Source organism: Tolypothrix bouteillei VB521301 (assembly GCF_000760695.4).
Taxonomy (GTDB): Bacteria; Cyanobacteriota; Cyanobacteriia; order Cyanobacteriales; family Nostocaceae; genus Scytonema; species Scytonema bouteillei_A.
Genome location: NZ_JHEG04000001.1, coordinates 8970980 through 8987043 on the forward strand (window position 1 = coordinate 8970980; position 16064 = coordinate 8987043).

Genomic DNA, 16064 nt, shown 5'->3' on the forward strand with positions numbered 1-16064 from the left:
GCCATCAGCCTTAACCATTAACCATTAGCACTTATTATGACTTCTATCGCTCGTAAAAACTTACTTGAAGATGTTCCTCGCTTTCTTGTAGCGCAAGCAGGAATTATGTTTGCCGTTAGTTTAGTCACAATTCAAACAGGACTGCAATACGGCTTTGCCCGATCCTCTTCCCAGTTAATTTCTCAATCTCGTGCTGATATTTGGGTAAGTTCCAAAAATATGCAGCACATAGGGCTAACTACACCGATAAATTACGAGCAAGTGGCAAAAGCTCGTCAGGTAGCAGGTGTCTCTCAAGCTGAAGGAGTTATCATTCGCGGTGGGCTTTGGCACGAACTTGAGTCAGACAAAATAAGCGCAATCACAATGGTTGGTGCAGCACCGGGAGGAATGTTGTTTCCTACCTCTAATATTATCAATGGAAGTTTTAGCGCTCTCAAGGAACCTTATCGGTTTATCATCGACCAAACTAGCTTGAAATCCTTAAATTTACAAAAATTAGGTGAAGTAGGAGAAATTAATAATATACCTGCCAAGTTGGTTGGGTTTACCGAAGGAACTCAATCAATTGTTTTTGGGACTTTAATGTTCACCTCTTTGGAAACTGCGAACTCGTATGCTAATTACGGTTCACAGACAGCGTCTCCGAGCGGTGACACTGGTTCTTCTCCCAAAAAGATAGCATCCACAGACCCGATTAGCTTTATTTTGATTAGAGCAAAACCCGGTCAAAATATAGAACAACTCAAGCGGAAGTTGGAAGAAACTCTGCCGGATACGCGTGCTTATACTCGCGAGGCAATGGCTGAAGTGACACAAAGTTATTGGCAAGAACGATCTGGAATTGGATTTGTTCTCGGTATTGGTGCTGTGGTTGGGATTGTTGTGGGATCGGTGGTTGTGAGCCAAATTCTTTACGCTTCTGTCACAGATCATATCAAAGAGTTTGGAACGCTTAAAGCAATGGGAGCGTCTGATTGGTTTATATATAGTGTCATTATCGAGCAAGGACTGTGGATGGCAATTATAGGTTACATACCGGGTATGGCTGTTTGCCTGGGAGTAGCAGCCTGGACAGCAACGTCGCAGGGAATAGTGATTCTCATTACACCAACTTCAGCAGCTGTGGTTCTGGGTATTACAGCTTTGATGTGTGTTTGTTCGGCTATCTTTGCTATTCAAAAGGTAACTCGTGTAGATCCAGCCATTGTATTTAAAGGATAGCTTTCTTACAGTAGTTCTCCATACACACAAGAAAGTGGTATTTGCTACAAAATAGTAAGGAGTTTATGCCTGCGATTTAACGTACAAAACAATTTTTCACTAAAAAGTTGATATGTATAATATGCGAAGAATAGGAGAAAATGGCTGATTTTAAATTGAACTCTGATGAGTTAACAAATAACAGATATCATAGCTATACTTCTTCAGTAGCTGCTATTGCTGCTGAAAAAGTGGAAATGACTATTCAGTCCAAGCAGCAGAACTTTCAAATTCTTAAAGAGATTAACTGGGCAATCAAAAAAGGTGATATAGAAATTTTGATGGGACCGTCTGGTTCTGGCAAAACGACTTTACTCTCGATTTTAGCAGGGCTGCTAACACCCACATCTGGGAAGGTGTACCTCCTGGGACAAGAGATCACTAAAATGTCTAGAACTCAGCTCTCGCGCTTTAGAAGAGAGAATATTGGTTTTATTTTTCAAGATTTCAACTTATTTCCCGCACTGACAGCTATTGAAAATGTAGAAGCAGCCTTGAATGTGAAAGGATTTCGCGGAAGGCTAGCACGCAAACAAGCCCAAATTATGCTCGAACTTGTTGGATTGGGCGATAAAGCAAAGCAACTTCCTCGCGATTTGTCTGGAGGGCAAAAACAACGAGTTGCGATCGCGCGTGCTTTAACTGGTCAGCCACAGTTAATTATGGCAGATGAGCCAACAGCTGCTTTAGATTCTCATAGCGGGCATGTGGTAATGGAATTATTGCGCGGGCTGGCAAAAGAACAAGGCTGCACGGTTTTAATCGTGACTCACGATCCCCGAATTTTAGACTTAGCAGATGGAATTGCCAATATAGAAGATGGTTACCTCAAACAGTGAGGGTAAGTAAGTAAACTACCCCAACTTAGCTTGCGCTTTCAGCTGGGGTAGTTCACAGCTTGTTATGTAGTAAATGCGCGAAGCCACAATTAGAATCGTATAATCCAAGGCAGTTCTTCTATAACAGATCGTAAAGAATCAAGGTTCTTTTTACTAGCCAAAGTTTTTACTGCATTTAACAACTTCCCTTGCTTTACTGACTCATAAGCGTCGTGTACTGATACAGCAATATGTTGCATAAGGCTCGGATCTCTGTAGCAGTTAATCATGCATTTTGTGCAACCATCACGCACAAGCTTGGAGCTATCGAACTCGTAAATTGAACACATTGGCTCATGCCAGAAGTGGCAGCGCCACATCTGTAAATTCCAGTCGAGAAAGAAGAATCGGTATCCTCCAAGGCAAGGATACTTTTGATCCTCATCTCGCACAAACCGCTGCATTTCCTCTAAGGAAAGAGTTGGGTTTACTACTTGGAATTGCTTTTTCATTTGCTTAATTTTCTCGTAAGCCTGCCAAAGGCTGTCATTAGTATGTGTTACCAACCCACTATCAGAGTAACCTAGAAAAGTGGAAGAAAGTTGCGTGAGTGGGTAGGAAAAAACAACCGACCTAAAACCGAGAGACTTGAGAAAATTAGGAAGTGCGTCATAGTCTACTAGGTGACTCATTGTGACTGAAGCAGTAGCATGCATTCCTATATCTGCTAGTAGTTTGTTAGCTTCTTTAATCCTATTGCATACACCTTCTAAACCACGGTTTTTCTCGTGTGCTGACTGAGTTGCTGCATCCACAGAAATGATGAAGCTAGACAATCCAGCATCAGCAAGTTGGTTAATTTTGGTTGCCGTTAAAAGTCCGCCATTCGTCACTACCATACATTTGATACCCAACCGCGTACCATGTTCGACAAAGCGGATCAGATTTGGATTGAGTGTGGGTTCACCTCCGGTAAAAACGAGGTAGCGAATTCCTTCACGAAACAGAATATTTATGGATTCTATACCTTCTTCACAATCTACAAATTTCCATTGCTCTTTGGAAAGTGTATCTCGTGCGAAATTGCAGAACCCGCAATTGGCGTTGCAAGCATTGTTGATGGCAAAAATACAACAACCAGGTCCTCCTGTTTGAAGAACTAACTGTAAGGTATCTAATACACCCATTGGGTTTGGTGTCTTTTGAGATAAATTTTCTACAGGGTTTTGTCTGGCTGGTATCTTAAAGACTGGCTCGTTTTGAATACTCATTTAGTTCTGGGTCTTGTACTAATTGATGGTTGTTTGAGTATAAGCAGGGATACTTACTAAGAAAAGAAGCATGAATAATACAACGTTGATTTTTACAATTGTTTTAAGAAATTCTTTATATTTTCTCTATAATTGGGAAATTCAAAAAGAAGCTTTGTGGTCTGCCAATATTTGGACTTACTGTGTACTATGCATTAAGTTATTAATTATCAAGCGCATAATCAATGGTTACTACAAAATATCCTACTAAACCCACTTTCCCCACTTCACTGAAACAGTGTGTTGTAGTTAAATATACGTTTGCACTTTGCACAGAAAAATATTGAGTCTAATTAGTACCTCCCATCTCAATTAACCAGCACCCCATCTGCAATCGCAATACCCCACTACGAATATTTTAATTTTACGAGCCTCATATCTCTTAAAAGTAGGGCTTTCTGTAAGTCCTAATAATTTGCTCTGTTAGCAAACAAAGCAGTTGTCACTTCTTGCAATACTTGTAGTCCTTTTAGAGAACCAACAATCAGTCGCGTCGCCGCAATTGGTTCTCGAAGTAGTCCCATTGCTAACGGAAGTGGTTGTAAAGAACCATCAGAATTTAACGCATTGGTGAGATTCGGTATATCATAGCGTACATCATCGCTCACAACTCTCACCATACCTACAGCAATACCCAATTGACTCAGATGTTCTAGTGCAACAAATCCTTCCATATCTACAACGTTGGCATTGTACGTTTGGCCTAGATGCATTTTCTCATTAGCAGAATAGATAAGACGATCGCTTGTTAATCCAACACCCGTAAAAGCTTTTTTGGTTGCTAATTTATTTAGCAGTGTTGCTGTCAATTCTGGATGGCAGGAGAGTTGAGAAACAGAAGGAGGAAACTCTTGATTTTCTGTTTTTAAGGAAAAAATGCAACTGCGGTATACCACAATGTCACTAACATTATATTGGGCTGACAAACTTCCACATAAGCCCATTAGCAAAACTCTCGAATGTGGATGGAGGCGTACAGATTGCTGCCATGTTTTTAAATAATTTTTTAGTGCTGATGTACCCATGGGAATTGGAAAAACGGTTGGTTTCGGAACCGCAACACGTTTTAATCCTTTGCAAACAGATTTATATTCCGCTCCTTGAGGAACGAGAATGACATCAATAGAAATTTTCAAATTTTGTACCTGTCTGTATAGGGGTTAGCGGTTAGGGAAGAAGAACGACTTTTTAGAGATTAAACTATCATTCTTTTGCGTCAATATTTTCCCTAACCCATTGCCGAAATATGCGGATGAGAGCATTTTCTTTTGTTGTTTTCTTCAGATTCAAAAACCTTTCAATGTCTTGGGTTGTTAACAATGGGAAAGCAATACTGCGATCGCGTAGCTGGTATTTTCTATTTTCTAGAATGCATATGGTTAATGATTGACCATCAGATCGCCAAACTTCAGGTACCCCTAGATCTAAGTAGATATCGAGTCGGTTAATGGAACTACTTGTAATATCAACTTCGATGGCAAGATCTGGAGGTGGGTCTTGCGTCAGATCGATTTGCTCTTTGTCCCAAACTGCTGGTTCGTTTTGGATATGATAACATTGGTCGGGTTCAAGCCCTTTTCCTAAATCTTCGCGAGCGCACGTCCTAGACCCTAAACTACGGATTTCAATTTCTAGTTCTTCTGTAAGGGCTTCAACTAAACGTCCCAGTAGTTTTTTATAAGTTTCATGGGGGTCTAATGGCATTCTAATCTCTAGTAAACCGCAATCGTAGGTGAGACGAATTGCTGGCTGCTGCTCAAAGTCCTTAACTAGAGATTGATACGTTTGCCAGCTAATATTTTTCAGTAATACCTTATCAGGACTCTGAATGAGCGTTGCAGCCATAGGTATGAGGTTAGCGAATAAGCGGTATCCTTGTATCTACCTTACCAGAAGAAAGGCAAATGGCAGATGGTAGAAGGAAAGGTTTCACTTTCTAAACGAAGGTAAGTCAAAAAAAGATTGAGGATAAAGGATGAAAAATAGGATGATACATCAATCTGTCTCAATTTACTGCTGTAGTTGCCTTCATACTTTATACTTCATACTTTAAAAGAGGATTTTTATCTGATGACAAAGCGAGCATTTGTAACTGGTGGATCGGGCTTTGTTGGAGCCAATTTAGTTAGGTTGCTACTTGAAGAGGGCTATAATGTCAAAGCACTTGTGCGATCGAACAGCAATTTAGATAATTTAAAAAACTTAGATGTAGAAATTGTTCGAGGCGATCTGAACGAGCCGGAATTGCACGGCAAAATTCGAGGTTGTCAAGTTCTTTTCCATGTTGCTGCTCATTATTCGTTGTGGCAATCTGACAAAGATACACTATACCAAAATAATGTCCTGGGAACTCGTAATATTTTAGCGGCTGCTCGTACTGCAGGTATTGAACGAACAGTATACACCAGTTCTGTTGCAGCTATTGGTGTCGATAAATCGGGAAAAATTGTGGATGAAACTCATCAAAGTCCTCTTGAGGAACTTATTGGCTACTACAAAAAGTCTAAGTATCTTGCCGAGCAAGAAGCTCATCTTGCCGTGCGTTCCGGTCAAGATATTGTCATAGTGAATCCTAGTAGTCCTATTGGTCCGATGGATATAAAACCGACTCCCACTGGTGATATAATTTTACGCTTTCTCCGACGACAAATGTCTGCCTACCTGAATACAGGTTTGAATTTTATTGATGTGCGCGATGTCGCAAAGGGGCATATCTTAGCTTTGGAAAAAGGAAAAACAGGCGATCGCTATATTCTAGGTCACCAAAACCTGTCTTTCAAAATCCTATTAGAACAGCTTGCCGAAATTACAGGTATACCCGCTCCTCACATCTCCATCCCCTATTGGATACCATTGAGCGTTGCTTGGGTAGACGAAAAAATGCTTGCTCCTTTGGGCAAAACTCCCTCCGTTCCTTTAGATGGGGTTCGCATGGCACGTCAAACAATGTACTACGACGCTTCAAAAGCGGTGAGAGAACTGGGGTTGCCCCAGTCTCCTATTATAAAGGCTTTACAAGATGCCGTAAATTGGTTTGTAGCTCAGAAATACATTGATGTAGCATAAAAATAGTAACTTTTTACTGGCTTTTTATCGGTAAATGCAAAAGAACCGCTCAAAGTTATAGCCGCTCTCGGTTTGTTTGTTCAACGTAAACTGTTTTTCGCTTGAGTGCGTGTCATGGTGTAGAGGAGAATTATGGGAATTCATTTACAACAAGCAATGGAAATAGGTAAGTACTTGGTGACTCAACGTCTGTTGGGACGCAAGCGCTTTCCTTTGGTGCTCATGTTAGAACCCCTATTCCGGTGTAATTTAGCTTGTTCTGGTTGTGGCAAAATACAGCATCCCAAAGAGATTCTAAAGCAGCATTTATCTCCTGAAGAATGCTTTGCCGCAGTGGAAGAGTGCGGTGCGCCAGTTGTCGCTATTCCTGGAGGAGAACCCCTGCTTCATCCTCAAATTGATGAAATTGTACGGGGATTGGTAGAACGCAAAAAGTTTATTTACCTCTGTACCAACGGCTTACTCTTGGAAAAGAGCTTGGATAAGTTCCAGCCTTCCCCTTACCTATCTTTTAACGTGCATCTAGATGGAATGAGGGAATTACACGACAAATGTGTAGACCGCAAAGGAGTGTTTGATATTGCAGTTCAAGCAATTCGTGCTGCAAAAGCAAAGGGATTTCGTGTTGTTACAAACACGACTGTTTTTCAAGATACAAATGCTAAAGACATACAGGAACTCTTTGATTTTCTTACCACGTTAGGTACTGATGGCATAACAATTTCTCCAGGCTACAGCTACGAGTGGGCACCCGACCAAGACCATTTTCTCAAGCGCGAGCAAACTCGTTCGCTGTTCCGAGAAATTCTAACCCCTTATAAGACAGGTCGAAAAAACTGGAACTTTAATCACAATCCCCTATTTTTAGACTTTCTGATTGGTGAGAAAGACTATGACTGTACCCCTTGGGGTAGCCCCAGCTACAGCGTTCTTGGTTGGCAAAAGCCTTGCTACCTTCTCAACGAAGGTCACTATAAGACGTTCCAAGAACTGTTAGACAAAACTGATTGGAACCAATACGGTCGTAACAATGGGAATCCCAAATGTGCGGATTGCATGGTTCATTGTGGTTATGAACCAACTGCTGCGATGGATGCCATGCAACCCAATAATATTGGACGTTCTGTCAAAGCTCTCTTAGGAATTAGTTAGTACTTAGTTGTTAGTAGGAATCACAACTAACCACTAACCAACAACCCTACTGGTTCGCAGTCCCCGGTCTCACCACTAACCACTAACCGGTAACTACTAACCATTCAACATGATGGCTCTTTTTGAAATCGTGTTTCTGATACTGATAGGTGGCTCAATTCTTTTTTACCTAGTCTGTGCTTTATGCACCTATCAGTTTTTTTCATCTGACGGATCTAGCCAGGAAAAAACTGGGAGCGCTCAACATACACCAGTTTCTATCTTGGTCTCTATCCGAGGTCTAGATGAAGGGGCATGGGAAAATTGGACTTCCTTATGCACTCAAAATCATCCAACTTATGAAGTTCTTTTTGGTGTTACTGATATCAATGACTCTGCTGTTCCTATGTTGGAAAAGCTTGCTGCCGCTTTTCCCAACCGAGTGAAGCTCTTTGTAGGTTTAAAGCCTCGTGGTGTCAATCTCAAGGATAGTAATTTAAGTTATCTCCTAGAACAATGTCAGCACGAACTGATTATCTTTGCTGACGGTGATATTAAGGTCAATCAAGACTACATCCAAACTGTCACCACTCCTTTAATAACTGGGAAAGCTAATGTTGTCACCTGTGCCTACATAGGCTATGAACCCCAATTTTTAGGAGCAGCTTTAGCTTCTCTTGGTCGCTGTACGGACTTTATTCCCAGTCTCTTAATTGCTCGTATTCTTGATGGCAGTCTTCAGTTAGCTGTAGGAGTTACCATTGCGACACATAAAGCAACTCTCGCTAGCTTTGGAGGATTGCAATTAAACCGCATAGGTTCGGATTACAACTTAGGTAAGAGAGCAGCATTAGCAGGCTACAAAGTTGAACTATCCCACTATGTTCTTGGATGGGACACTGGGAATGAAAGTATCAAGCAATTGTATGACCGGGAATTGCGTTGGGCGAGAACAATTCGTTTCAATCGCGGTTTTGTGTATTACTCTATGGCATTCTGTTACGGTACTGTTTATTGCATTCCTCTACTGCTACTATCTCACTTTTCCGATTGGGCGATCGCTCTTTGCCTGACAACAGTAATCATCCGCTACTTACAAGTGCTGGTGTCCGTATTCAGTATGAAATGCCCCAAACTCCTGCTTTGGCTTTGGATTGTACCGTTACGAGATGCACTTAGTTTTATTATCTGGGCTATAGGCGGCTTTGGAAAAAGCGTTTATTGGCGCGGAAGAAAACTCCGAATTGAAGGTGACGGTTTAATTGCTAATGGCTAATGGCTAATGGCTAATGGCTAATGGCTAGAAATTAGCCATTAACTATTAGCTATGCCGAAAACGAGCCACAATATAACCTATAAAAATGAGAACCACTGCCGTTATAGCAATTGGGAGTGCAAGGGGTAGGTAAATTATGTGAAGCGGGTTGTGAGATAACATTTTCCCGATTCTGTCAAAAAAGACTTGTAATTTTCCTTGAAGTCCAGAGAGAGATTCTTGGTAGTTGCCTTGAGACTTACTCTGGGCTAACAAATTTTCCTGCCAGTAATAATCGTGACCGATAAGTAGAAAACGTTGGAAAAAATGAGATAAACCATTTGGGGGTGCGTGGCTTGCCCTAGCTAGTGGCTGTCGCCAAATAGAATAACCATTAGAACGTATATTTTGAGCATGAATGACGCAGTTTCCTCGATAAAGTGGAAGCTCAAGAGGGATCGGATATTTTAGAAGAAAATCCCGTCGAAAAGCTACGTTATTTAGGAAATACTGGGAAGTTTTTGTTAAGTCTTTCTGCCCGGAGTACTGAGGAAAGATGTAGGTTAAAGCCATTGCTGTTCCGTATGGTCCCCAACCGCGTACTGTCGTTTCTCCCGCTACAACTTGAATATTATTATCTTGAGTGAACGGGGTAAGGATGTTTCTTAACCAGTTTTTCTCATAAATACAATCTGAATCGCAGTAGACAACTACATCTCCTGTCGCGAGTGATGCACCCAACATTTTTGCTTTGTAATAGCTAGTCTCCAACGGTGCTTGATGAACTGTAATCCAAGGATACTTTTCTTGCATTTGCTTGAGTTTTGCAGGAGGAATATCGCTGCTATCGATCAGCAAAACTTCATTACTATGAGTAGGAGAGATGTCTTGATTTATAAGAGAAGTTAAAGAATAACAAAAATCTTTGATACTGGAATTTGCTAAGTTTTCCGTTTCTAAAACTATGGAAAAACTTGGTAACTCTCTGACAGACAATGCTTCTGCTTGTCCCATTTGTTGACCTTAACAAAAGCGACTATGTGATTGTTAATCTAGCAAAAGCAATTTAGTTTTTTTATAACTTTAGATACTTCAAAAAAAAATCTTTATGTTTATTTCTATTAATATATAGCAGTCCTAAATGATTTACCAACACCTCTTCCTTGTCCTGGTTGTCTCCCTTGTTTAGATCTCAAATAGGGCTGCTATTTGAACAAAGCCGAGAGAAATTCCCACCCTCTTTTTAGAAGAGGGCAAATTTTTAGACTTCAATCGAAACTCGTTGACGTATTTTCTGCGAGTAAAAGGAAGCAGATTCGTCTCCTTGACCGCACTCTTGTGCAAACTTAATGAGATGGTGTCCTACAAGCCCAACATGAATTAAGCTTTCTATTTTGCCTGCTTTTAATGCTGGTTTTGCCATTTTCCAAAAGGTTGTACGATAGTTACCAAAGACACCTACTCTAAGTATGATATTGAATAAGATTGTCAAACCTTTTTTGATATTTTTCCAAGAAGTACGAGATGGGCTATTGGGAACCTTGATGCGATTCGGATAGGTATGCACCATATTGTAGGCAAATCTCTGATACAAAAACTCTGGTTCGTATGCATCTGTAATGCAACGCCTCCACATATTAATGACTTGTTCGTAAGGCATTAAAAACTCAATATTTGACTCTCGTTTTTCCTCAAACACAAGTCGCCCTTCTTGTTCTAATCTCCGCCACAATGGAGTTTTGGGTAATGCATAAAGTAGGTTAATTGTCAGCATGGGAATTTGGGACAACCTAATAAATTCCAAAATTCTGTCAGGCGTGTCTGGTGTATCTGTATCAAATCCTATAATGATTCCCGACACAACTTCCATGCCATAACTGTTCAAAACTTTAATCGCTTCCAAGATTGGCATACTGAGGTTTTGTGTTTTGGAAATGGCTTGGAGAGCATCTGTTTCTGGTGTTTCAATACCGCAGAAAACCGTACAAAAATAAGCTTCACGCATCATTTCCAACAATTTGGGGCTTTGTGCCAAATTAAGTGTTGCTTCACAAGCAAATTGAATTGGATATCCATTGCGCTTTTGCCAATCAATAAGGTGAGGAAGCAATTTCATGGCAGCACGGCGATCGCCTACAAAGTTGTCATCGACAAAGTACACTGCGCCTGGATTACCGGATTCGAGCATGGCATCTAGTTCAGCAAGAACTTGCTCTGGTTCCTTGAGACGGGGATTGCGTCCGTAAAGTTCGGGGATATCACAAAATTCACAACGGTAGGGACAACCACTGGAAAATTGAACGTTCGCAAGAAAATAATGTTTGAGATTAACCAGGTGATAGGCTGGAATGGGAAATTGGTTCAGGGGTAGCCGTTCTTTGGTTTCAAAGCGAATTTGCTTTTCGGGACGTGTCGTGTGTGTATCCAAATATTCAATCATTTGGTCAGTCGCATCCCCTAGTTCTCCTAAATGTAAAATATCGCAATTAGGATAATATTCCGGACAACCGGAAACAGAAGGACCTCCCACAACTGTTATTTTGCCTTCCTTATGGGCAATTTCATTAATTTGATTAATTTGCGAACGTTGAATGTGCATTCCACTCACAATGACCGCATCAGCCCATCGGTAATCTGACTTTTTTGCCGCTCGCACGTTTTCATCAACAAACCGAACTTCCCATTGTTTGGGTAAGTAAGCGGCTACAACTAAAATCCCTTGTGGTGGCATAAAAGCTTTAACACGAGTTATCAAGGGGTAAGCATGATGGAAAGTTCCGAATGACCGGCTGTATTTGGGAAAAATGCAAAGGATGCGTCGGTGATGGCGTGGAATGTAGGGGGTGTTTGAAGTCGGATTCTCAGCAAAAGGCTTTTCTAGAAGCATTGTAGTTCTTGCAATAACGAGTTCGACTGTTTGCTTTTTTATTAAAATGTACCTGATGGCGTGCAAATGCTTCTGAAAAAAAATTTAAGATTTCTTTTGTTTGATTTTTTGCAGTCAAGATGCCTCAATTTTGTAAAGAATTAGACGTCAGCGGTATGAGTTTGCCGCCTCTTGTCAACTTCAATTTTCGACCACGCCACTCGAAAGTATTGCCAACAAAGCCATAGCACCACAGCGCAAAGCTGATAAGATCCCGTAAAGGCACCAAGAACAAAAATTTTCTAGCAACCGGATCTTTAAGGCTTCTGACCCCAACAACCCATGCCATCATTAATCTCGTCGTCAACACGATCCCTAGTATCACCCAACTGAAAATTGACCCAAATGTTGCGATCGAGAGTAATAAACTGCTAGCTATACCGTAGGTAGACATCAGACCGAGATAGCCCCAAGGACGAGAGACTCGCGTACAGCAATTCCAACGGATTTGACGCTGGATTAAATCAATAAAGTTTTCTGTAGCGATCGCATGGTCAATAATATAGTTGGACAGCACCACCGTGTAGCCTGCTCGGGCACTTAGGTAACCTAGTTGGAAATCATCCGCTAGATAATCAGCTATTGCCTGAAATCCTCCAATTTCCTCAAGAACGTTTGTCCGGATCGCAATTGTGGGACCTAAAGCAAAATTCATGCCCTCTATATATCTCGCAACTAAAACACCAGCAAGGTATTCAGTAGATATTCCAATGGCTTCAAAGATTGCCACCCAACCTCTAACTTGCGGACGGTACAAACAAGTCACAACCCCAACGCTAGAATCGCTCATTGGTTGAATAACTTGCTTTAAATAATCTGGTCTGACTTGAACATCACTATCTGCAAGTACTAAGAATGAATACTTGGATTCAGCTTGTGCGTTAGCTAGGTTGCTCACCTTATGATTCGTACCTATTGTGCGATCGCCGATTGCGAGACGAATGTCGAGATCTGGAAAGTCTTTGATGATTGTGTTTACTACTGCTATGCAAGGGTCGCGTTCATCGCGCACGCTAAAGATAATTTGATATTCTGGGTAGTCTTGTTTGCAGAAAGAGGCAAAGTTTTCGTAGGTATTAATGTCAAGACCGCAAATTGGTTTCAGGATAGTAACGGGCGGGTGGAAGTCGCAATCTGTATGCGTCGGGCGGGAAAAGAACTGAATTGCTGCATAAATGGCATAGCAGTTATACCAAATTGCTGAAAAACATAGCATCACAAGCAGAAATTGGTACAGATTTAGCATGAATATTGTTTACGGAGTTTTTGTTTGCATACTTGGCAAGATGTTCTTAAGTATACAGTTACAAGGTACTTGAAGAATCCTTTTTTTCTGGTGCTGGCAGTCGGTCGATCCAGTCTTCGATCAACTGTGTCATTGTTTTTTCTTTAGACTCAGCATACAGCTTAAGTTTCTTGTATCGACGCTCCGACAATCTAAACCGCAATGACTTTTCTTTCATATTTGTGTACACATTGTTCTACAAATATGGGAATATAATAACAACCCAACTGCTCAAAGGGTGAGTGCAATTTGTGTTCGTTCGCTGCTGTCTACCTTCATGCGTTTGATTTCGTTTCTTCTGAGTTCTTCATGGAAAATAGTGACTCTTGCTATTGTCACTGGATTTCTAAGTGGTGGTAGTAATGCTAGCCTCATTGCTTTAATTAGCAGTGCAGCAAGTAATAGCGCCAATTCACGCCTTGCGATCGCGATTTGGGGTTTTGCAGGGCTAACTCTAGTTGCACTCATAACTAGTGTTATTTCCCAAATGTTGCTGATTCGTATCTCTCAAAATGCAATTTTTCAATTACGGTTGCGTTTGAGCAACCAGATATTAGCTTCGGAATTGAGTCATTTGGAACAGCTTGGAAATCCTCGTATTCTGGCAACTTTGACAGAGGATGTCCAGACAGTCGCTCATGCGGTTCACGTGATGCCACATTTGTGCATTGATATTGCCATTGTTATAGGTTGTTTAACATATGTAACATGGCTTTCTTGGCTGGTTTTTCTTATGGTTTTAGGCGTAGCAGTTGTAGCAATTGGGAGTTGTCAGTGGCTCTTAAATCAAGGCAAAAAATACCTTTCTCTTGCTCGTGAAGACCAAGATATACTCTTTAAGCATTTCCGTACTATTACAGAAGGAGTTAAAGAGCTTAAGCTCAATTACAAGCGCCGTCAAGCCTTTCTTGCAAAAGATTTACAACCAACAGCAACTACCTTTAGCAGCCATAATATTAAAGGTCTTTCATTTTACTCATTTACAACTAGTTGGGGAAGGTTAATATTCTTTTTTGCAATTGGTTTTGTCATTTTTTCACTTCCTAATATACTTATTATTAATCCCCAAACACTTGCTGGCTTTATCTTAACTTTCACATATTTAATGTTGCCCATGAACAACATTGTGGAAAATATTCCTATTATTACTAGAGCTAGCATTGCATTAGATAAGATAGAATCATTGGGTTTGTCTTTAGAAAGCAAAGCTGAGAGATCCATAGAACCGCCTGAAGCTCAAACTTTGTGGAGGGACTTGCAGCTTTTGGATGTGACTCATAATTACAAAACGCACAAAGAAGATAGCTCTTTTGGTATCGGTCCAATTAACTTAACTTTTGTTCCGCATCAACTCGTATTTATTGTTGGGGGAAATGGCAGCGGTAAATCTACTCTCGCTAAAATAATTGTAGGTCTTTACACACCGGAATCTGGAAAAATTTTATTTGATGGAAAGACTATTAACGAGGAGAATCGAGAATGGTATCGCCAGCATTTTTCTGTAGTATTTTCTGATTTTTATTTGTTTGATGAGCTTTTGGGATTAGATAATCTTGCTTTAGAAACTAAATCAAAAGAGTACTTAAAATTACTTCGATTGGATCGTAAGGTAACAATAGAAAATGGAAAACTTTCTACCACAAACCTTTCCCAAGGTCAGCGGAAGCGGCTGGCATTACTCACTGCATATTTAGAGGATCGACCAATTTATTTGTTTGATGAGTGGGCAGCAGATCAAGATCCAGTTTTTAAAGAAGTTTTCTATACTGAACTGCTGCCAAGGCTGAGAGATAGAGGCAAAACAGTCATTGCCATTACTCATGACGATCGCTATTTCCATGTTGCCGATCGCATTATAAAACTCGATTACGGTCAAATAGAATTTGACAAATAATGAGGTTGTTAGTTGTTAGTTGATGGGAGCATCCCAATGAGGGAAAAAACGCCAACGATTGGAAATCACAACTACACAAACAAAGCCTGCATAGGTAGGCTTTGTTTGTGTAGCCCTAGAATTCTATTCTGAGGGCAATGTGTCAAATTGGGGTACTCTTTAGTTGATGGTTGGGTAAACTTTACCAACCAAAAATAACTAACTACTAACTCTCTTTAACTTTAGAAAATCGAGTAGTTTGGTCTTTCCGTTTTTCAGGCATAAGCTTGATAACATGGAGAGCAATTTTGGCAAGTGTGGGTAACAATTGGGGTTGGAGTAGACGTTGGTCAAAAGCACTCATCCTTTTAGTATTTTCCTCAAGACAAGTCGATAAAAATAGCTCTGGAGTTAAATTATCCATAAAATTTACAGCCCCAGTAGCTGTAAAACTTTGATTCCGCTCTTCATCAGAGCCTTTAAATGCTGATATTTTCTCCTTTAGTGCTCTTTGATAATGCCAGAGAGCAAGAACTCCGCGCAACCAATTGGCTTTCTTACCTTCCTGAATTTGTAGATAAGTAACCCAATTCACAAAGAACATAATGTGACGGGCTTCTTCATTAAGAATTGGATCGAATATATGGAAGAAGGCTTCTGGCATATAACCAGCTTTACGAGCAATTCCAAACATTCCGAAGGCTAAGAAAGAGTCGAGGCATTCTCCAAAACCAAAGTCAATAAAAGCCGTTTTGATATTGTTAGGAATTCCAGGTTCGGAAGATTGAGAAATTGGAATATTATAATGCTCTATGAGAAATTTAATCAGTCGGAAATGGCGAGTTTCCTCCATACCTTGAAGAGCAATTGCCTCGCGCAATAATGGGTCACCAATCGTCTGTGCAAAAGTGTGAACCATTGCTCCTGCTTTCTGTTCTGTGCTGAGAGCTTCCTTCCAGAAAGGAATACCGTGCAAGCGATCGAGGGTGACACTATCCACAGTTGGCCAGGAGAGTTGCTCTGGCTCAAAGTTAATGTGACTTTCAATAAAGCTACGGCAGAAAAGCTCTTTGTGATTTTCACTTCCGAGTTTCATTTGCGAGTACCTCAGTTGTCTGTTATTGATTGTTCTTCCAT

At 40.7% G+C, this 16064-nt stretch carries 13 protein-coding genes; 6 read left to right on the forward strand and 7 right to left on the reverse strand.

Annotated features, from left to right (window positions below):
* The first annotated feature begins 36 nt into the window (after nucleotides 1-36).
* On the forward strand, nucleotides 37-1224 hold the full coding sequence (locus HC643_RS36700; RefSeq protein ID WP_038081014.1) for an FtsX-like permease family protein: 1188 nt from the start codon (nucleotides 37-39) through the stop codon (nucleotides 1222-1224).
* Between the two features lie 140 nt (nucleotides 1225-1364).
* Complete coding sequence (locus HC643_RS36705) at nucleotides 1365-2102, forward strand: ABC transporter ATP-binding protein (RefSeq protein WP_038081011.1); 738 nt, start codon at nucleotides 1365-1367, stop codon at nucleotides 2100-2102.
* Nucleotides 2103-2191: 89 nt separating this feature from the next.
* Here the strand turns inward: HC643_RS36705 and HC643_RS36710 are convergent, their stop codons facing one another.
* From HC643_RS36710 to HC643_RS36720, 3 genes are all read right to left on the reverse strand, one after another.
* On the reverse strand, nucleotides 2192-3352 hold the full coding sequence (locus HC643_RS36710) for a radical SAM protein (RefSeq protein WP_050045534.1): 1161 nt from the start codon (nucleotides 3350-3352) through the stop codon (nucleotides 2192-2194).
* Nucleotides 3353-3798: 446 nt separating this feature from the next.
* Complete coding sequence (locus HC643_RS36715) at nucleotides 3799-4527, reverse strand: 5'-methylthioadenosine/S-adenosylhomocysteine nucleosidase family protein (RefSeq protein WP_336604399.1); 729 nt, start codon at nucleotides 4525-4527, stop codon at nucleotides 3799-3801.
* Nucleotides 4528-4594: 67 nt separating this feature from the next.
* Nucleotides 4595-5236, reverse strand: a complete 642-nt coding sequence (locus tag HC643_RS36720) for a Uma2 family endonuclease (RefSeq protein ID WP_038081010.1) — start codon at nucleotides 5234-5236, stop codon at nucleotides 4595-4597.
* Between the two features lie 225 nt (nucleotides 5237-5461).
* Here HC643_RS36720 and hpnA point away from each other — a divergent pair, with 225 nt between their 5' ends.
* The 3 genes from hpnA to HC643_RS36735 all read left to right on the forward strand — a co-directional run bounded on the left by hpnA (nucleotide 5462) and on the right by HC643_RS36735 (nucleotide 8864).
* Nucleotides 5462-6457, forward strand: coding sequence for a hopanoid-associated sugar epimerase (hpnA, locus tag HC643_RS36725; RefSeq protein ID WP_038081008.1), 996 nt, complete (start codon nucleotides 5462-5464; stop codon nucleotides 6455-6457).
* A gap of 132 nt (nucleotides 6458-6589) precedes the next feature.
* Nucleotides 6590-7609: an adenosyl-hopene transferase HpnH gene (hpnH, locus tag HC643_RS36730; RefSeq protein WP_038081005.1), complete on the forward strand. Its 1020-nt coding sequence runs from the start codon at nucleotides 6590-6592 to the stop codon at nucleotides 7607-7609.
* Between the two features lie 109 nt (nucleotides 7610-7718).
* Nucleotides 7719-8864: a glycosyltransferase gene (locus tag HC643_RS36735; protein ID WP_038081002.1), complete on the forward strand. Its 1146-nt coding sequence runs from the start codon at nucleotides 7719-7721 to the stop codon at nucleotides 8862-8864.
* Nucleotides 8865-8909: 45 nt separating this feature from the next.
* On the opposite strand, the gene HC643_RS36740 is transcribed toward HC643_RS36735, so the two are convergent.
* The 3 genes from HC643_RS36740 to hpnI form a co-directional block, all read right to left on the reverse strand.
* Nucleotides 8910-9857, reverse strand: coding sequence for a glycosyltransferase family 2 protein (locus HC643_RS36740; protein ID WP_038079425.1), 948 nt, complete (start codon nucleotides 9855-9857; stop codon nucleotides 8910-8912).
* A gap of 247 nt (nucleotides 9858-10104) precedes the next feature.
* Nucleotides 10105-11730 (reverse strand): B12-binding domain-containing radical SAM protein, encoded by a 1626-nt coding sequence (locus HC643_RS36745; protein WP_038079423.1) that lies wholly within the window; start codon nucleotides 11728-11730, stop codon nucleotides 10105-10107.
* A 124-nt stretch (nucleotides 11731-11854) separates the two neighbouring features.
* On the reverse strand, nucleotides 11855-13015 hold the full coding sequence (gene hpnI, locus HC643_RS36750; RefSeq protein ID WP_038079421.1) for a bacteriohopanetetrol glucosamine biosynthesis glycosyltransferase HpnI: 1161 nt from the start codon (nucleotides 13013-13015) through the stop codon (nucleotides 11855-11857).
* 316 nt (nucleotides 13016-13331) lie between these two features.
* Here hpnI and HC643_RS36755 point away from each other — a divergent pair, with 316 nt between their 5' ends.
* Nucleotides 13332-14948, forward strand: a complete 1617-nt coding sequence (locus HC643_RS36755; protein ID WP_038079431.1) for a cyclic peptide export ABC transporter — start codon at nucleotides 13332-13334, stop codon at nucleotides 14946-14948.
* A 205-nt stretch (nucleotides 14949-15153) separates the two neighbouring features.
* Here HC643_RS36755 and HC643_RS36760 read toward each other — a convergent pair whose 3' ends face one another.
* A complete protein-coding gene (locus tag HC643_RS36760; RefSeq protein WP_038079417.1) occupies nucleotides 15154-16023 on the reverse strand; it encodes a hypothetical protein in 870 nt (289 codons plus the stop codon).
* Nucleotides 16024-16064: the final 41 nt, after the last annotated feature.